Genomic DNA, 17,761 nt, shown 5'->3' on the forward strand with positions numbered 1-17,761 from the left:
TAACCTTCAGGACAAACCATGAATAAAAAGACACATTTAAAAATCTATCTATCCAGAATGATATTGGCTTTGCTCCTCCTTACACTGCTGTTACCGGTTAAGGTTCTGGCAGCCGATAAACTCTGGGATAGCAATACAGTACCTTCAAGTCGCCAAAAGCCAAGACTTGTTGACAATGCAGATCTCCTTACGGATTCACAGGAGCAGGCGCTGCTTGCAAGGCTTGACGAGACCAGTCAGAAATGGAGCTGCAACATCGTTTTGCTGACGACCAATGCCCACGATGGAGACATCCAGGCTTACGCAGATGACTATTTCGATTACAACGGTTTCGGCGCTGACTACAATGAAAGCGGTATTCTCTTTATGCTCAGCATGTACGACAGAGAATGGGCCATCAGTACCAGCGGCAGTGCGATTAACACCTTCACGGACTACGGTCAGGCCTACATGGTAAACGCCATGATGGATGACCTGCGAAATGGCGACTACAACGGTGCATTTACAACTTATGTCAAGGAATGTGACAAGCTCCTCGAAGAGGCTTCCAAGGGTACACCTTATGATGTGTATTCCAAACCCATTCGCACAGCTTCTGACTATATGAGCTTTGGCCTATACAGTGTTATCATCGGACTTTTACTGGGTCTTGCCCCGATCCTTAAGATGAAATCAGACTTAAAGACCGTCAAGATGAAACCCGGTGCCGGTGGTTATCAGGCAGGCTCACCAACTCTCAGAGTTTGCGAGGACAGATTCATTAATAAGACCCTTCAAAGAACTCCAATCCCCCGCGACAACAATTCTTCAGGACGTGGCAGCTCATTTGGAGGCGGAAGTTCAGTCCACACATCCAGTTCCGGACACACTCACGGAGGAAGTCACGGACACTTCTAAAGCAGGAGGATTACCCGGTGGCAATGACTGTGAAAATCCGCACAGCTTTGTTGTCAGTAATGGCAGTACTTCTGGTTACTGTTTTTCTGCTGTTTCTTGGCACACACAAGTACGATACTCCATTACAGAATAAAATAGTTCAGCTGGATTCCGGCTGGACTATTTCTCGTGGAGATGAGGTTTGGCAGCCTGACAACATAACCAAGACCAGCCTAGGAACGCTAAATGCAGGCGACGTCCTTAAGCTTTCTACCATTCTTCCCGATGAACAGATTGCACCTGCAGCACTTTCATTCAGATCAATCCTCTCTTCAGTTGAAGTATTTTTAGATGGTGAGCCCATCTATTCTTTCGGAACAGATTACATCGAAAAGGGCAAAATGGCCCCAAAGAACGAGAACTTCGTACAGCTCCCGGATGATTATCAGGGAAAAGAGCTGACGATCATTCTTACTACCAGCAACAAAGATGCCTTTTCCGGCTTATCCCCAATAAGGATTGGCATTTATAACGACATAAAAAACACCATGATACAGGGCGTTCGTCTCCCCATGGTAATTGGTGTATACCTTTGCCATCTGGGATTCCTGCTCATCATCATGGCACCTTTTTTGGCGTTCTCCAGATATCATGACCTGAGTATTATATTCAGCGGCTTAACATCGCTGCTCATCGGAATATATATACTCAGCTTTAACGATGTTTTTTGGTATCTAGCGGATAATCCGCCATTTTATACCTTTGCTGAATACATCACTTTATATCTTATTCCTGCTGCCATCATGGGCTTTGTTGTTGTGACAGGTCAGTCAAGCTTTAAGCGCACTGCCAAGGCTTTGTTTATCATAAATGTCTTATTTGGAATAATGACAGCCGTCCTTCACTTTACTAATCTGGTGCACATTTGTAATTTCGTCACCACGCTTCACATTCTTGCTCTGACAGAAGGCATATTTTTAATATTCTCACTCATACATACAGTAATCAAAGCCTCCAATGATAATGATGCCGACATTGTTCGCGCAAGAATAGTCTCTACTCAGATCCTTATCATAGGTCTTATTCTATTCGTATTCTGTGCCATGATAGATATTGTTGCTTACAACATTTTGAAGTTCGTCTCCACAGGCCAGGCCAAGGTTGAGATCACCTTCACCACAGTTGGTGCCCTGGTTTTCATCATGAGCCTTCTTCTTAACTTCTTCTTCCACTGCATAGAATTCATCAACGAATCCACTATAAAAACGCAGCTTGAAGGCCTTGCTTACAGTGATGCCTTAACAGGTATCTCCAACAGATCCCGCTGCGAACAGACTCTTGCAGAGTTGTCCGGCGACTACACCATAATAAGCATGGACCTCGATTACCTTAAATACACCAATGACAATTATGGCCACGACATGGGAGACAAGCTCCTTAGCGGCTTTTCGGAAATACTTCAGAACAGCTTCACCGACGCCTCACTCATCGGAAGAATGGGCGGTGATGAGTTTATCGTCATTCTCCCGTTTATAGACGAAGAAAGAACCCAGAGAGATCTGGCATGCTTTGCCGATCAGATGGAACACAGAAATTCCGGCAGCACAACCCTTAGATTCTCCGCTTCCTGGGGCTATGCTTCCAGCAGGGATAAAGAACTAAAAGCCGGCTCACCGGCACAGAAAGTATATCTTCTTGCCGATCAGCGCATGTATGCCATGAAAAATCAGCATCACAGACAGACCCTCGGAAGACTTTACGATGACCTTCTTGGAAAGATGCTGGAAAAGGGAGGTGATCGCGATGAGTAAAAAACGCATTCTCCCTATAATCTGTGCACTGATATTAGCTGCCTGCGTAAGCCTTTTTATCCGTACCTGCATGTCATTTACTGCAGAGTACCCCATGGCCGAGCTGGACGAGGGCTGGGTCATTACCGTAAACGGCATTGTTAATAAAGACATTCCTCTCACCCGCTTTATGTCCATCACCAACGGCCATCTTGAGAGAGGCGATAACATCGTAATGTACACGACACTACCGGATCTGGGCGATATCCCATTTCCCGTAATACTGTTCAAGAGCAGATACACGACCCTTACCGCCTTTCTCGACAGCAGGGAAATCTTCGATTTCGGATCAGACATTTACAAAGAAAAAAAATTCCTAGGTAAGACCTACCATTTCATAACGCTCCCCACTGATTATGCGGGAAAAGAGCTAAAGTTCATCATGAAAGTAAGTGAGCAGGGCGCCTTTAAGGACCTTAATCCACCTATGCTCGGAAGCCAGCCCGATGTCGAGGGAGATTTCATCCACAGGCATCTGCCCATAATCGCAACCGGCATGTTCCTGATGGTATTTGGTCTTTCCTTCCTTTGCATCACAATGTTTTTTGTAAGCTCAGTACCGGACATCAGATCCTTCCTAATAGGTTCCATCTTTTGTATGAACCTGTCAGCATGGATCATGTCCTACTACAGCATACTCTCGCCCTTTGTTTACACCAGATTTGAGACAGAGGTTGAGTTTTTCACCATGTACCTTATTGTGCCTTATTGCTATCTTTTCCTGTATCTGATACAGAAAATTGAGAACAAGAAACTTTATCTTACAGCTGCTCTTTTGACCACAGGCGTAACCATTGCCCAGTATGTCCTTCACTATATCTTCGGAATCCATATGAAGGTTACGCTGCCGATCTATCACGCAGCAGGCGCATTCGGATTTGGAGTGATAACCTATTATCTCATCAGGAATATCCGCAAAAGAGATATCTCCGAATCCGATATGATACAGATGTTTGGAATGTTTATCTTTGCACTGGCACAGCTGATACATCTTATTATTTATTACATGGCCAATTACCACTATATGCCAAATGCCAGCTTCCTCAGCATTGCAACCATTGATGCCGGATGTCTTGTGTTTGTCGTCTGCCAGCTTGCCAACTATCTTGTGTTTATCACAGGTGCTTATGCCCAAAGGCAGGAACATGCTTCACTTTCGCACCTGGCTTATGCAGACGGTCTTACCAATCTGCCCAACAGAGCAAAAGCAGACAAAAAGATGGAGGATCTTGATAAGACAAATCTCGATTACTGTATTATCTCCGTTGACTTAAACGGCCTTAAGTACGTCAACGACAAGTTCGGGCATCCTTCCGGAGATAAGTACATAACAGATTTTGCCAAGGTTCTTATTACAACCTTTGACAATACCGGGTTCTGCGCAAGGATCGGTGGAGATGAATTCCTGGTCATCCTGGAAGATTCAACAGAAAAAGACGTCGATGCACTGCTTGGAAGAATGAACAGCGCTCTAAACGTAATGAACGCCATATACTCCGAGTATCACAGGAGTGTTGCTACGGGCTACGCCTTCAGGCATGAATGTGCAGAAAACGCCACATCTCATGAAGTATATCTGCTTGCAGATCAGAGAATGTATGAGCTAAAACGCAAGATGCATGAGGAACTAGGAATACATAACAGACTATAACGACAAACATAAAAAAGCTCCGCTGTCACAAAACAGCGGAGCTTTTAATTTATCATTATTTAAATCTTCATTGCGATGTCCCATGCACCCCAGATAGCTGAACGGATATTTCCAACCTTCTGGCAATCGCCAAGGAGGTGTACGTTCTTAGCTGCCTGAAGGAGTGGAATAGGATGATATCCAACTGACATGATAACATTGTCAGCCGGAAGAGTAATTGTTCTTCCATCCTTGAGGTTAACATCAACACTCTTTTCGTTAATCTGCTTAACACCTGCATTGAGATATACAGGAACATTGTTGGTCTTGAAGCAGTCACGAAGGTAACTTGTGTTAGCAAGGCACATGTTCTTGACTGCAATAAGGTCATCCTTCATCTCAACGATCTGAGGGTTCTTGCCCTTTCTAAAGAGGTCAAGAGCGATCTCACAGCCTGTAAGACCTCCGCCAATGATAACAACATCGTTTCCTACGCTCTTCTTACCAAGGAGGTAATCTGTAGCATCCATAGCATACTCTGCTGCTCCGGGAATCGGGATCTTGTTAGCCTCAGCACCTGTTGCGATGATATACTCGTCAGCTGATGGCAGTGAATCAGGTCTTACTTCATAGTTAAAGTGGATCTTAACACCGAGCTTTTTAAGCTGATGCTTCTGCCATGCGATGAGCTGTTTATCCTTCTCCTTGAACTCAGGAGCTGCAGCTGCGATGAATACACCGCCAAGCTCGCTGGTCTTCTCATAAATCTCAGGCTCATGTCCGCGAAGAGCAAGGATTCTTGCCGCTTCCATACCACCTACACCACCGCCGATGATGGCAACCTTCTTAGGTGAATCGGTAGGTTTAACTCTGTATTTCTTGGACTGCATGCTGCGAGGGTTAACCGCGCACTTACACATTCCTGCAGACTCTGAAAGATCCTGATCATTGGCTGTACCGTTGTGCTTGGTAAGGTTAAAGCATGCTGAATGACAGCAGATACATGGACGTATTTCCTCCTCCATGCCTCTCTTAAGCTTGGATACCCACTTGGGATCAGCAAGGAACTGTCTTCCGACAGCCATAGCATCGATGCCACCCTCTCTGATGGCTGCTGCTCCAACATCGGGTTCCATCTTACCTGCACATACAACAGGAATATCAACGAACTTCTTGATGTGCTCAACATCCGCGAGGTTACAGTTCTGAGGCATGTACTGCGGTGGATGTGCCCAGTACCATGCATCATAGGTTCCGTTGTCACAGTTGAGCATATCGTAGCCTGCATCCTGAAGGTACTTGGCTGCCTTCTCAGACTCTTCCATATCTCTTCCGATCTCTTCGAAGTCCTCTCCGGGCATAGCTCCGTACTGGAATGCCTTGGTCATGGACCTTACGGAATATCTAAGAGAAACAGGGAAGTCATCCCCACATTTCTTCTTTATCTCTTTTACAATCTCTACTGCGAAACGATAACGGTTCTCAAAAGATCCGCCGTAGTCGTCAGTACGCTTGTTGGTGTACTTAAGTGTGAACTGGTCAAGGAGGTATCCCTCGTGAACAGCATGCACTTCAACACCGTCAACTCCTGCTTCCTTGCACAGTCTTGCTGTCTCTCCGAAAGCATAGATGATGTCCTTGATCTCTTTTTCTGTGATTGCACGTGTTGTTACGTCGTCAGCCCAGCGGTTAGGAAGAACTGAAGGCGCTGCTGTAAGATACTCTGCATCGATGTAAGGCTTAGCAAGTGTGTTAAGAGCCTTATTCTTAGCAAGAAGTGCAAGCGGAGCTGTAAGGGCAAAAGACCTGCCGAATCCGGCAGTCATCTGCACAAACATCTTGGCTCCCGTAGCATGGAGCTCATCCATGAAGTCAGCCAGTTCACTGAATTTGCGCTTGTTCTGATACAGCCATTTTCCGCCGAGCATGTCTTTTACCGGAGCGATACCCGGAATAACAAGTCCGCAGTCGTGCTTGGCAATCTTTAAAAGAAGCCTTGCTGCCTCTTTGTCGAAATGACTTCCGCCTGGTTCCATCCAGCCGAAAATACATGTGCCACCCATGGGCGCCAGTACAATCCTGTTCTTGATCTCAAGATTGCCGATCTTCCATGGGGTGAACAGTGATTCATATTCCTGTTTCATTTAGGCAATTCCTTTCGTTTATTTTTTATTCTTTCCAAGATGCAGCTCGCGCATGCCCTCGACCTCATCACAAACCGGCTTCATGCTGCAGTGACCGCAGTCCGTTGGCAGTCCGTCCAGAATGTGAGTAAGTGTCTTGGTAATGGCATCCACTTTGTCTGCATTTGGCATAAGAGCTTCTACCAGCTCTTTTTCTGTGATGAAAATAACCCTGACTTTCTTTACCAGGTCGAGCTCCTTGTATTTGGAAATATAGGCTGCTCCCACGCCGGCAAAGTTTATTCCCTTCTTCAGGGCACTCTTTGCGATGCGAACCTGTTCCTGATTGCTCTGGGAAGATACTCTTACCATGTAGCCTTCAGGGAAAACATGGTACCTTACGAACTCAAGATTTCTGATGGCCTGGAAAGCCTTCTCCTGGTCCTCATCTTCTCCAAGATCACCTGTCTCAAGGATCACAATCCTGGCAAAGGCTGTAGGGCCGCTTATCTCCGAGATGTCTTTTCCGTAGACGACTATCTCGTCATTAAGGATCTTCCCCGATGTGGTGACACAGGTGTAGTTAACCGAAGGAAGTCCTGCTGAACCAAGCTCAAGCGCAGCATCTCTCTGCATGATGAACTCAGTGTTATCAAGACATTTCCAGGGGGATGTCTTTTCATAGGAAAAGACCTTTCCCTGTGCCTTCTCAAGTTCCCCCACTGTCACATCGATCAAATTATCATATAACTTCATAGAACCTTCTCCAATCAGAACTTAATGTCCGCTTTCTTGCGGTCAAAAATCTTGTTTACCTGTGTATAGGCCCAGGCCATGAGCTTCTGATCAAGGTTCCAGAAATAGATCACAAAGAGTATTCCTGTGACAATGGCAAGAATTTTTATTATTTTCAGAATGATCTTTATAGTCTTACTCATCCCTAATAAGTCCTTTCACTTATTACTTAGCAAGGCCTTTCTGTCTTGCATACTCAGCAGCTCCAAGTGCTCCCATAAGCTGAGGATCGATAGAAAGATCAACAACCTTGAGTTTAAGTACCTGCTCGATGGCAGCCTTAAGTCCGGCATTCTTAGCGCATCCACCTGTAAGTGTGATGGAATCTGTAGCGCCTGCCTTCTTGGACATTACGAAACATCTCTTGGCAACAGCCATCTCGATACCTGCAGCGATCTCGTCCATAGGCTTTCCTTCACCGACAAGGGTGATAACCTCAGACTCAGCGAAAACTGTGCACTGAGCTGTGATAGGAATAACGTTCTTAGCTGAGAGTGAGAGGTTTGAGAACTGCTCAAGACTCATCTCGAAGGAACGAGCCATAGCCTCGAAGAAACGTCCTGTTCCTGCTGCGCACTTATCGTTCATAGCGAAGTTCTTAACTGTTCCGTCTGTATCGATTGAAATACCCTTAACGTCCTGTCCACCGATATCGATGATAGCCTTAACTGAAGGGTTTGTTACATGTACGCCCATAGCGTGACATGAGATCTCAGAAATGTTCTCGTCAGCAAAAGGAACCTTGTTACGTCCGTATCCTGTACCGATGAGGTACTCAAGATCCTTGGAACTATTAAGTCCCTCAACCTGATCGATTACTTCCTTCATGGCAATCTCTGCAGACTCCTGAGCAATGATCTTGCTCTTTACAGTTGTTCCTGCAACCATCTTGCCTGTCTCATCAACAATTACAGCCTTTGTATATGTTGATCCTACGTCACATCCACCGAAATATTTCATTTTAAAAATTCCTCCTAAGAAAATATTAACTAATTTGTTTAAGTCCACATGGCTTTACCATGTAGTATCATCTTCGAAATCCAGCAGTGACGGATCAACCGGTTCTGCCTTCATAACTGTTCTCATGAACTCGTTAAACTCTGATCTCATATCCTTACGGGATACGGTTCTTGGATCCATAAGGTCATGGCTGCACCACAAAAGCTTGATGCCTCTCTCCCTTGCCTGATCCTCGAACAGTCCCTGAACAGTAGCCATGTTCTTGCAGGATACGTGCTGATACATAAGTACGAAGTCTACGTTCCATGCCTCGCACTGTCTCCAGAGCTCTGTAACAACGTGGTCATATCCACCGTTGGTGTGTCTTCTCATTACCATTCTCTCGTAGAGTCTTGAAAGATCCTTAAGAGCCTCTTCCTTGTCCTCTGTCTCGAGAGGCTTGGTGAAGTTCAGTGACTCCATCTCTACCAGGATATCTACGCCCCAGCAGTTAGCTGCCCAGTTGGAGAAGTTTGCATAGTAGTGAGCAGGTATTGACCAAACGATCGCTCTGTACTTCATCTTGCCGCGCCATGCTTCATCCCTATTCTCATAAGCCTTGAGCATGAGCTTATCAACCTTCTTGAAGGTTGAGATGATTCTGGGATCGAGACCTCCGTCCATCTCGTAGTTCCACTTGCGGAACAGCTCGTAGCATGGTCCGATGAGCTGAGGATAAGGAGTCTGGTTGATCTCCCATTTCTGGAGCTCATACTTGGTCTCTTCGTTAAATCTCTTCATGGCAGCAAAGTAAGCATCCCAGTTCCACTTTGCACCTGTGTTGTCTTCGATAAACTTGATGCAGCCCTTAATGTCTTTTACCGCTGCATCCATAATGGACTCGTCCTCATATCTTACCGGGAATGCCAGGTGATATGTCGGAAGATCCTTAAATCTGCGGCTTGTATAAGAGGAAGCCATAACAGATCCGTCACAAGGCATTGAGCTGGAAATGAAACATGCTCCCATGTGAGGAAGAGCATCCACAACTACCGCTCCGCACTCTGATGAAGGAACCGGGCAGGTATCTGACGGAAGTCCATAGGACTCGATTGCGTCAATGTATGGCATACATGCCAGCTGGTCGATCTCAGAGAGAAGGAATACCGGCATCAGCTGATAAGGAATACCGATGAGGTCCGGGAATCCTGCCATGATCTGTGACATTGTCATCTCGTCGAAAAGAACTATCTTCTTGGAAAGGTCTGTGCTGTTACCAACCTTCTCATCTGCCTTCATAAGAAGAACCAGATTCTCAGCAACATATCTGAATATTGCATAGATGAGCTCGTGGTGCATCTTAAGAGCTCTTCCTCTAAGTCCCATGGTGTTCTTGTCCATGAAGGAGTGACAGCAGAAGTATGAGATCATCCATCTGTAATGTGTTGCTCCCATAAGAGCAGGTACCAGGTCTTTTGAGAAGGTTGCAAGAAGCATTCCCCACATTCTGGTCCACTCATAGAAGTCAACTCCGGTGTCCTTTATACCTCTCCACTCACGCCTTACTGTGGCCATCTTGCCGTTGGCATAGAGCTTACCAAGCTGTTTCTCACCGTTAAGAACAAGGTCTTTTACCTCTTCGGGAGACATGTTCCTTAGAAGATTTACTTCATGGGTAATACGCTTTTTAAGTCCCTTGGCGTCCTTACCTGCAGCTGCTGCAACGTCTTTCCAGTCGGTCTCTTTGACCAGCTCTCCGACGATGCCTGCGATCTCCTTCATGTTCTCAGCCTGAGCTTTCCAGTCGATGTGGTCTTTAAGTCTGAAATTCTTGGGATCTATGTATTTCATCCAACCACCTCCTGTTCCTGGGCATTTCTTCTGATTCGTTTAATCTCAAGGGCCTCAACAAAAGCCTGGAAACGTGTTCGCAGCTGTCCCGAATTGTGTACGTTGTAAGATCTGTCAATGGAGAGCGTCGGCCATCCGTACTCCTCAGTGAGGATATGGCTGGCAAGAGGTCTCTCAAATGCCCAGAAATCACAGTACTTCATCTGTTCAAAGATGATTCCGTCAGCGCCGTACTCTTTGGCGAGTCTGTCAGCAGTATCTCTCCTCTGCTTTATCTTTTCCTCAGCCATGTACCTTGGGCACTCGGAAGTCATCATGTAATGTCTTGCAATCTGCTTGACGATATCTTCGTCATCATTGAGCTTGATCTCTTCTCTTCCCGGGAAGGATCCGTAGCAGTATCTGTCAGCTACGACCATCGCTCCTGCTTCCTCGAGAAGTCTTGTAAGATCAAGGTCGTCCACCTCTGATCCGACAATTGCAACTCTTGCTCTGAACCATGGCTTGGGATCAGGCTTTCTTGTCTTTATCTCCTCCAAAGTCTCCTTAAGGAGCGGAAGGATCTTGGCAGTCGGACAGCAGTAGCTCACAAGAGAGATGACATGGAATTCATATCCTGTAATAGGTGGATTCTCCAGCTTTCTGAAGTTTCCGATTTCTGTGACAACTCTGCAGAGTTCGTTGTGTTCCTCTACTGCTTTTCTGATTGCCTCGTCCGATACGTCGGTGCCGAGTTTTTCGTGCATAACATCGAGAAGTCTAAGGCGCATCTGTGTTGCAACCTGATCTACGTTGTAGTCCTCTACCTTGTAGGGTACATCGGTGTGAGTTACAAAGAAGTGTGGCTTCTTGTTGCACTCAAGCACTTCAAGATGCTCATAGCATCTGTTCATGGCTGAGCATGCATCAACACCGGCTACACCGTCCAGATATTCATAACCACCCTCGATGCCTCTCTCCAAAAGAGCTCTGGCAAACTCGCAGGTGTAGTTGGACATGTAATATGTGGAAATGTCTATCGAACCTGTACGCGGAGCTCGCATACGGGTTGAAAAACAATTATCAACATTCAGAAGTACCTCCGGCATGTGATAACAGGTGTATCCGATAGCATACTGCCCTTCTGCCTGTGCTTCCTTGACCAGATCGTTGGCTGCATCATCCAATAGATTCTCGAATTTGATTAGATGTTTTAGGTCCTGCACGGCTACCTCCTTTCTATGCCTTTAATAGATTTTTAAATTTTTAAGGGCCTCGTCGGCGCCCTTTAATATTCCGGTATCCTGCGGAAGTTCAAAGATGCTGCGTCCTTCCATGTCGTTCTCCGTCATGGCATCATCCTGAGGAATGACGGACACAACCTTAACTCCCTCGATCTCTTTGTCCTCAATTCTCTCAGGGAACAGCGCCCTGTTTACTATGAGACCGATCTCATCGTACATCACCAGCTCGCCTGCCACGTCTCTGATAGTACCGATGATCTTAAGACCCTTCTGACTCTGATCCGATACACACACAAGGTGGGTTACCTTCTCCAGAACTCTTCTGTTGATTTGCTCAATTCCTGCCTCTCCGTCAATCACTACGTAGTCAAAATCATCTACAAGCATCTCGATGACCTTCTTAAGATAAGTATTGATGGCGCAGTAGCATCCGGCCGCCTCCGGCCTACCGATAGCAAGAAATGCAAATCCTCTCTGCTCAGCCATGGCATCATAGAGCCTGAACTTGGCTTCTGCCAGGATATCCTGGGTATCCCTTAGTTTACCGGTAACATCCTCTGCCACTCTCTTTCTTATCTGGTCCAGAGTCTCAGTAACTTCTACCCCAAGAGCGACAGAAAGACCCACCGCCGGATCTGCATCAATAGCCAGAATCTTGGCGTCGGGTCTTTTTTCAGTAAGGAGTCTTACAATAGCAGCAGAAAGAGACGTCTTGCCAACGCCACCTTTGCCCGCTAATGCGATAACAACTGTATTATGTGCCATAAATCCCCCTCGTAGAGTTAATTACCCTGCTCTTATATTATAAAGGATTGTATAATTTCTACAAGAGTATTACCTTATTCTTTTAACTTTTTGTGATATGTGATATCATATGCTTGAAAATATTATGCATATTTTTAAGCAAAATGCCCTGTGGTATTTTTGCTTTTTTAATCTACAAGAGGGGGAAACCAAATACATGAAAGATCTCGTGCATATCTTTGAGCTCGAAGACCTTTTGCAGGAAGCCAACAATCCGCTTGTTCGCCAGGCAAAAGCTGACGGAAAGCGCGCTCTTGGTTATACCTGCTACTTCATGCCGGAAGTTCTTTTGGACCTTCCGGGGTGTTTTTCAGTGCGTCTTCGTGCACCGCGTAGTGGATCGCCTGACATGGCAACCTACTACATGACCAACCGTACCTGTATGTACGGACGTTGCCTTTTAGAGAGGGCTCTTGAGGGAGGCTTCAACTTCCTTGACGCCGAAATGGCAACAGAAACCTGTACTGTGACCTGTAGGTTCCAGGAGCATCTCCAGCTTATGGACATCATCAAGAATCCTGATTTCTTCTGCGAATTCACCGATGTTCCATTCAAGAAAAACGAGAACTCCATCGACCACTATGTAGGTCAGCTACAGGCTCACGTGCTGGATAAGTTAAAAGAGCACTTCGACATCGACACTTCTGATGAAGCTCTTTTAAAAGCTATCGAGCAGCACAATGAGGTTTGCCGTCTCATTCAGGAGATCGGCAGCTACAGAAAGCTCGACGAACCCACCATCACAGGTTGGGAATTCTCCGTCATCCAGCTGGCAACTCTTGTATGTCCCAAGTACCTTATCATCGATAAGTTAAAAGACATCGCAGAAGAGCTCAAGACCAGAAAGCCCGATGCCAAGAAGAACTACAGAGTCAAGGTTGTTCTTACAGGCTCCGAGGAGGATGATCCTGACTTCATCAAACTCATTGAGGAGTGCGGCGCTTTGGTCGTTGCTGACCGCTACTGCTATGGCTCTCTTCCCGGACGAGAAGAGATCGTGGTAAAAGAGGGTGAGACTCCCCTTCGCGCTATAGCACGCCACTACCTTGAGACCAGCGAGTGTCCTCGTTTCATGGATCAGCATATCATGCGTGCTCGTAAGCAGTACCTTGCTGATATTGCCAAGGAATACAAGGCAGACGGTATCATCATTTCACAGATGAAGTTCTGCGAGTACTGGAGTTATGAGCGTACCATCGACACACTCGTTATCCCAAGAGACTTCGGTTACCCCGTATGTTCTATCGAGAAAGAATATGTAAACAACGCCGTAGGACAGTTAAGAACCAGATTCCAGGCGTTTGTTGAGAGCATCGAGCTCAAGAAAATACAGAAGGAGGGCTGAGATATATGGCATTCGGACTTAAAGACATAAAAGCAAAATATCGAGAGCTCTTCGTTGTAGAAAAGAGCCCGGAAGAAAAGAATAAACCAAAAGACGTAAAGAAAATGGCCAGGGATTTCTGGTATGGCAAGCCCCATGAAGAGAGACGCCTTGGTGATCTCTACGTCGGCAACACAGGACTTTACAAGCACCGTGAGTGGCGTGGCGTAAAAGACACCATGTACTACTTCAACATGATCTGGCTTTACAACTACGCTCACATGGTTACTGATATCATGAAGTACGGCGGCGGTCCTAAGGGCGTTGTTACTTTCGTCAAGGGAACCATGAGATATCGCTGGATGGGTCAGACTTATCTTACAGTTATGCACTGGTTCGACAGAGGTCTTGAAGGTACAAGGGGCGAGGCCATGAAGGCTTCTGCATGGCACTACCGCGGAATGGTAAGTGAGACCATCAGACAGTTCATGAGAATGTTTGAGGCCGACAAAAAGCTCAACGGCGGAGAAGAGAACGAGACCTGGAAAAAGACTATTGCCCACAACGAGACGCTCAGTGGAAATATCTTTTACGGCTGGAGAGGTGAACTCGATGACGTAGCTCTTGAGATGATCCCCTACTTCGTTTCAGTACACGTAAACAACCACACAGTTCTGAATTACATTGACGCAGCGCAGTCCATCGGACTTCCTGCAGATCCATGTCCTATGTGTCAGGCTGAGTACGGACTCTTTGTCCTTGACGATTATCCGGATTACAGCCCGGTTATGCTTACAACGAACGAGGCCTGTGACGGATCCGTTGCAACTTCAGTTCTTCAGGACTGGTTCTTAAACCGTCCGCTCTATGCTATGCCACAGCCTATGCGCTATGACGATCCTCTGGTTCAGAAGAACTGTCAGAAAGAGATCGAAGGCGCATGGAAGTTCGTAGAAGAGAACTTCGGCATCAAGATGGATTGGGATAAGTACGTTAAATATGCACAGAACTTCAACAAACTCACCGAGTTTGAATGGGAGAAATGGGACGTTGCAGCCAACACTCCTTACTATCCTATCACCGGTGTTGCTCAGGCTCTTTACAGAATCTACTACTCACAGGATGGTGACAGACCTATCTGGCATGAGATGGATGCACATGTAAAGCGCATCATGGACAAGTGTGTCAAGAACAAGATCGAGACCTTCCCAAAGACCAGACACCGTGCAATTGCATGGAGCTGCGCACCTCTTTACTACTCACACTGGTGCACATGGGCTTACAACTGCTGGGGTATCAACTGCGTAATCAACATGGATTCACTTATGTTTGACCAGTACCTGCGTACCGATACTTACGAGCACGCTCTTGAGGATCTGGCATGGTTCAATGAGAAAGCACCTATGCGTGCAATGGCAGTTGGCGGACACGAGCACATTCTTTCCCTGTTTGATTACATGGAGAGATTCAACTGCGATATGGTCATCATGTACGACCAGCTTCAGTGTAAGGGAATGCAGGGAATCCACGGAGTATTCGAGGACGAATTCCGCAAACGTAACATCCATGCTATCTGGGTTCCACATGCTCTTCCGGATAAGAGAACAGTATCCCGCGCAGAGATCCGCGATATCATAAACGACTACATGACAACCGTAATGCGCGAGGAGCCACTGGATCCTTCACTTCTTGATTTTGATGACGGTGGCAGCTGGTAATTAAAGGGAGAGTAATTATGAGTAAAATATTAAAATTCTTTTTCAAGCTTTTCAGGATTGCAGCACTTATTTATGGCATCCTCTTCGCAGTTTTCTATTTTGATCTGGATGGCAAATTCCTGTACTACATTTGGGAGCCACTTATGATCAAGCGCTTTGATAACATGAAGCGCCCCGATGCAACTGCAATGCCTTACTCAATGAAGGAAAGCGTAGAAGATACAAGTCTTTAAGAAATTAAAAGAGGCTATCGCACCTAGCGATGGCCTCTTATTTTTTTGTTCTTATTCACAATCGATCCTGATGACTCCGCCTGTCAGGTCAACAAAGGTGAGCTTACCCTTAAAGCTCTTTTTCTCACCCATGAGATCCGTGCAGATGACGTTGTCCCCATCAAAGGTTATGGTACTTACGTACTCCATGATTGCCTCATCCGGCTTGGAGTTCTTATAAACTGTAGAAAGGCACATATCACACCTCCTTCTATCAGTCGCCACTGATAAGATCAAGCGCTGCCTTAAGGTTGGCATTGCCTTCGGAAAAGAGCTTTTCCGCCTCCGATACCTTAGCTGATGCATCAGCAAATCCAAGGCTCTCAAGCTTATCTGCAAGCTTTGTCAGCTCGTCAGCATGGCTGGTGTTGTGCTTGTAATTGTAGTCCAAAAGAGCTTTTACCTGCTCTTTGTTCTCCATAGGATGATCATGGTGGTGATGCTCGTGATGATCGTGGTCATGATGTTCTGCACCATTCTCGTGATCATGCGTATATGTATGAGTATGCTGACTTCCGTCATGCTCATGTGTATATGTATGTGTGTGCTCGCTCATTTATATATCCCCTTACTCAACAGAATTTATCAGATCAAGAGTAGCTTTCTTGATATCGGCGTTAACCTTCAGCGCATTCTCTCTTGAATCCTGATTTGAATAGAAGTAGAACTTGATCTTGGGCTCTGTTCCACTTGGTCTTATTGCAAACCATGAGCCATTATCGAGGAACATTCTGATAGCGTTCTGTGGTGGAATGTCTTCGTAGCCGTTTATGTAGTCGATGACCTTTTCTACCTTGGCACCGGCAACTTCTGTAGGAATGTTCTCCCTGTAGTACTTCATCATGCGCTGGATACGCTGAGCACCCGGAATTCCCTCAAGCACGATGTTCGGCTCATCCTCTGCAAAGAAACCGTACTTGGCATAGATCTCGCCAAGAACATCCCAAAGGGTCTTACCCTGCTTGCGGTAGTAAGCTGCTGCCTCTGCAACCAGCATTCCTGCTGAGATTCCGTCCTTGTCTCTGATATCCTCACAAACTGCATATCCAACTGACTCTTCATAGCCAAAGAGATACTGATAGCCGTTCTCGTGAAGGTAAGGGATCTTGCCACAGATATTCTTAAAGCCTGTCAGAGTCTCAAACATCTCAACTCCGTAAGCCTTTGCAATTATTGTTGAAAGAGTTGAGGTAACAATAGACTTAACCATTGCTCCCTTAGCAGGCAGTGTTCCTGCGCTCTTGTGTCCCTCAAGGACATAGTTTACAAGAAGGTAACCTGTCTGGTTTCCGTTAAGAGGAACGTAGTTGCCGTTGTCATCTCTGATCTCAATAGCAAATCTGTCAGAGTCGGGGTCGGTAGCCATAAGAAGCTCTGCACCAAACTCTTTTCCATACTTCTCAGAAAGAGCAAAGGCCTTGGGATCCTCGGGATTGGGATATCCGACAGTTGTGAAATCAGGATCGGGATTCTCCTGCTCGGGAACGATCTTCCAGTTAGTAAAGCCTCTGTCTGTGAGCATCTGCCTGAACGGAATTGATCCGCATCCGTTAAGTGGTGTGTAAACAAGAGGAATTGAAAGATCAAGATCGTCGCCCTCGTGGATTGCCAGGGATTCAATCTTGTCCAGATACTCTCTGTCGTACTCCTCACCAAGAACTATGATCTTGCCTGCCTTTACGCCCTCATCATAGTCGGACTTCTTGATTCCGGACCAGATGTCTACCGCATTGATGCACTCGGTCATTCCGTCTGCAACCTCTGCTGAAACCTGGCATCCGTCATCCCAGTAAGCTTTGTAACCGTTGTAATCCTTAGGGTTGTGGGATGCTGTGATATTGATTCCGGAAACCGTATGAAGGCGTCTTATCATAAATGCCAGCTCAGGTGTAGGGCGAAGGCTCGGGAAGGTATAAACCTTGATGCCGTTAGCCGCAAAGATTCCTGCTGCCAGCTCTGAAAACTCTCTTGAAAAATGTCTGGGATCATGAGCTATGATAACACCTGCGTCACAAGCTGCCTGTCCCTTTGAAACGATGTAGTCGGCAACACCCTGTGATGCCTTGCCTACAGTTAAGAAATTCATGCGATTGGTTCCTGCTCCAACCTTACCCCTAAGGCCTGCAGTTCCGAATGCAAGATCCTGATAGAATCTCTCTTCCTTTTCCTTCTCATCATCTGCGATGGCAGCAAGCTCAGCTTTTAAGGGATTGCTGTCAGAAAGCTTATTCATCCACTCTTCATATCTTGACTGATAATCCATGCATTAACCCTCCATAAAATCACAATTATATTTAATATTTTCGCCCATTGAAAGGGGTTTTGCAACCCCCTGCAGGGGAGTTTGGGCGCAAGT

At 46.1% G+C, this 17,761-nt stretch carries 16 protein-coding genes; 6 read left to right on the forward strand and 10 right to left on the reverse strand.

The features are described from left to right. Nucleotides 1–18 precede the first annotated feature (18 nt). From G633_RS0103205 to G633_RS0103215, 3 genes are read left to right on the forward strand one after another with little or no spacing between them, the layout of a single operon-like run. Nucleotides 19–897 carry a TPM domain-containing protein gene (locus G633_RS0103205; protein WP_022767777.1) on the forward strand — a complete coding sequence of 293 codons (879 nt, stop codon included), beginning with the start codon at nucleotides 19–21 and terminating at the stop codon, nucleotides 895–897. A 23-nt stretch (nucleotides 898–920) separates the two neighbouring features. After that, nucleotides 921–2,687 carry a GGDEF domain-containing protein gene (locus G633_RS0103210; RefSeq protein ID WP_242838826.1) on the forward strand — a complete coding sequence of 589 codons (1,767 nt, stop codon included), beginning with the start codon at nucleotides 921–923 and terminating at the stop codon, nucleotides 2,685–2,687. Further along, on the forward strand, nucleotides 2,680–4,377 hold the full coding sequence (locus G633_RS0103215) for a GGDEF domain-containing protein (RefSeq protein ID WP_026519049.1): 1,698 nt from the start codon (nucleotides 2,680–2,682) through the stop codon (nucleotides 4,375–4,377). Before G633_RS0103210 ends, G633_RS0103215 begins: the two co-directional genes overlap by 8 nt. 59 nt (nucleotides 4,378–4,436) lie before the next feature. On the opposite strand, the gene G633_RS0103220 is transcribed toward G633_RS0103215, so the two are convergent. Genes G633_RS0103220 through G633_RS0103250 form a run of 7 tightly spaced genes read right to left on the reverse strand, consistent with a single transcriptional unit; the run spans nucleotide 4,437 to nucleotide 12,052 of the window. Further along, a complete protein-coding gene (locus G633_RS0103220; RefSeq protein WP_022767780.1) occupies nucleotides 4,437–6,500 on the reverse strand; it encodes an oxidoreductase in 2,064 nt (687 codons plus the stop codon). Nucleotides 6,501–6,518: 18 nt separating this feature from the next. Then, nucleotides 6,519–7,235: a hypothetical protein gene (locus G633_RS0103225; protein ID WP_026519050.1), complete on the reverse strand. Its 717-nt coding sequence runs from the start codon at nucleotides 7,233–7,235 to the stop codon at nucleotides 6,519–6,521. Between the two features lie 14 nt (nucleotides 7,236–7,249). Next, a complete protein-coding gene (locus G633_RS19865) occupies nucleotides 7,250–7,417 on the reverse strand; it encodes a hypothetical protein (RefSeq protein WP_022767782.1) in 168 nt (55 codons plus the stop codon). Nucleotides 7,418–7,439: 22 nt separating this feature from the next. Continuing rightward, on the reverse strand, nucleotides 7,440–8,234 hold the full coding sequence (locus G633_RS0103235; protein WP_022767783.1) for an acyl-CoA dehydratase activase: 795 nt from the start codon (nucleotides 8,232–8,234) through the stop codon (nucleotides 7,440–7,442). A 54-nt stretch (nucleotides 8,235–8,288) separates the two neighbouring features. Beyond that, complete coding sequence (locus G633_RS0103240) at nucleotides 8,289–10,064, reverse strand: 2-hydroxyacyl-CoA dehydratase family protein (RefSeq protein WP_242838822.1); 1,776 nt, start codon at nucleotides 10,062–10,064, stop codon at nucleotides 8,289–8,291. Continuing rightward, entirely contained in the window at nucleotides 10,061–11,269 is a 1,209-nt protein-coding gene (locus G633_RS0103245; RefSeq protein ID WP_026519052.1) for a 2-hydroxyacyl-CoA dehydratase family protein, read from the reverse strand. The genes G633_RS0103240 and G633_RS0103245 overlap by 4 nt, the downstream gene beginning before the upstream one ends. Before the next feature lie 21 nt (nucleotides 11,270–11,290). Continuing rightward, entirely contained in the window at nucleotides 11,291–12,052 is a 762-nt protein-coding gene (locus tag G633_RS0103250) for a nucleotide-binding protein (protein WP_022767786.1), read from the reverse strand. Nucleotides 12,053–12,248: 196 nt separating this feature from the next. Between G633_RS0103250 and G633_RS0103255 the strand changes: the two genes are divergently transcribed. The 3 genes from G633_RS0103255 to G633_RS0103265 are packed head-to-tail and all read left to right on the forward strand — an operon-like array spanning nucleotide 12,249 to nucleotide 15,366. Next, nucleotides 12,249–13,436 carry a 2-hydroxyacyl-CoA dehydratase family protein gene (locus G633_RS0103255; protein WP_022767787.1) on the forward strand — a complete coding sequence of 396 codons (1,188 nt, stop codon included), beginning with the start codon at nucleotides 12,249–12,251 and terminating at the stop codon, nucleotides 13,434–13,436. 5 nt (nucleotides 13,437–13,441) lie between these two features. Then, complete coding sequence (locus G633_RS0103260; protein ID WP_022767788.1) at nucleotides 13,442–15,133, forward strand: 2-hydroxyacyl-CoA dehydratase family protein; 1,692 nt, start codon at nucleotides 13,442–13,444, stop codon at nucleotides 15,131–15,133. A gap of 17 nt (nucleotides 15,134–15,150) precedes the next feature. Beyond that, a complete protein-coding gene (locus tag G633_RS0103265) occupies nucleotides 15,151–15,366 on the forward strand; it encodes a hypothetical protein (protein WP_022767789.1) in 216 nt (71 codons plus the stop codon). Nucleotides 15,367–15,417: 51 nt separating this feature from the next. Here G633_RS0103265 and G633_RS0103270 read toward each other — a convergent pair whose 3' ends face one another. From G633_RS0103270 to G633_RS0103280, 3 genes are read right to left on the reverse strand one after another with little or no spacing between them, the layout of a single operon-like run. Continuing rightward, nucleotides 15,418–15,603: a CooT family nickel-binding protein gene (locus tag G633_RS0103270; protein WP_022767790.1), complete on the reverse strand. Its 186-nt coding sequence runs from the start codon at nucleotides 15,601–15,603 to the stop codon at nucleotides 15,418–15,420. A 16-nt stretch (nucleotides 15,604–15,619) separates the two neighbouring features. Then, complete coding sequence (locus G633_RS19045; RefSeq protein WP_051154858.1) at nucleotides 15,620–15,961, reverse strand: hypothetical protein; 342 nt, start codon at nucleotides 15,959–15,961, stop codon at nucleotides 15,620–15,622. Nucleotides 15,962–15,973: 12 nt separating this feature from the next. After that, nucleotides 15,974–17,668, reverse strand: coding sequence for a phospho-sugar mutase (locus G633_RS0103280; RefSeq protein WP_022767791.1), 1,695 nt, complete (start codon nucleotides 17,666–17,668; stop codon nucleotides 15,974–15,976). Nucleotides 17,669–17,761 lie beyond the last annotated feature (93 nt).

This window comes from Butyrivibrio sp. FCS006, assembly GCF_000424525.1.
GTDB lineage: Bacteria > Bacillota > Clostridia > Lachnospirales > Lachnospiraceae > Butyrivibrio.

Excerpts from the sequence above, each read along its gene's own strand:
- G633_RS0103205 (WP_022767777.1), top strand. The coding sequence starts at position 19 with ATGAATAAAAAGACACATTTAAAAATCTATCTATCCAGAATGATATTG.
- G633_RS0103210 (WP_242838826.1), top strand. The coding sequence starts at position 921 with ATGACTGTGAAAATCCGCACAGCTTTGTTGTCAGTAATGGCAGTACTT.
- G633_RS0103215 (WP_026519049.1), top strand. The coding sequence starts at position 2,680 with ATGAGTAAAAAACGCATTCTCCCTATAATCTGTGCACTGATATTAGCT.
- G633_RS0103220 (WP_022767780.1), bottom strand. The coding sequence starts at position 6,500 with ATGAAACAGGAATATGAATCACTGTTCACCCCATGGAAGATCGGCAAT.
- G633_RS0103225 (WP_026519050.1), bottom strand. The coding sequence starts at position 7,235 with ATGAAGTTATATGATAATTTGATCGATGTGACAGTGGGGGAACTTGAG.
- G633_RS19865 (WP_022767782.1), bottom strand. The coding sequence starts at position 7,417 with ATGAGTAAGACTATAAAGATCATTCTGAAAATAATAAAAATTCTTGCC.
- G633_RS0103235 (WP_022767783.1), bottom strand. The coding sequence starts at position 8,234 with ATGAAATATTTCGGTGGATGTGACGTAGGATCAACATATACAAAGGCT.
- G633_RS0103240 (WP_242838822.1), bottom strand. The coding sequence starts at position 10,064 with ATGAAATACATAGATCCCAAGAATTTCAGACTTAAAGACCACATCGAC.
- G633_RS0103250 (WP_022767786.1), bottom strand. The coding sequence starts at position 12,052 with ATGGCACATAATACAGTTGTTATCGCATTAGCGGGCAAAGGTGGCGTT.
- G633_RS0103255 (WP_022767787.1), top strand. The coding sequence starts at position 12,249 with ATGAAAGATCTCGTGCATATCTTTGAGCTCGAAGACCTTTTGCAGGAA.
- G633_RS0103260 (WP_022767788.1), top strand. The coding sequence starts at position 13,442 with ATGGCATTCGGACTTAAAGACATAAAAGCAAAATATCGAGAGCTCTTC.
- G633_RS0103265 (WP_022767789.1), top strand. The coding sequence starts at position 15,151 with ATGAGTAAAATATTAAAATTCTTTTTCAAGCTTTTCAGGATTGCAGCA.
- G633_RS0103270 (WP_022767790.1), bottom strand. The coding sequence starts at position 15,603 with ATGTGCCTTTCTACAGTTTATAAGAACTCCAAGCCGGATGAGGCAATC.
- G633_RS19045 (WP_051154858.1), bottom strand. The coding sequence starts at position 15,961 with ATGAGCGAGCACACACATACATATACACATGAGCATGACGGAAGTCAG.
- G633_RS0103280 (WP_022767791.1), bottom strand. The coding sequence starts at position 17,668 with ATGGATTATCAGTCAAGATATGAAGAGTGGATGAATAAGCTTTCTGAC.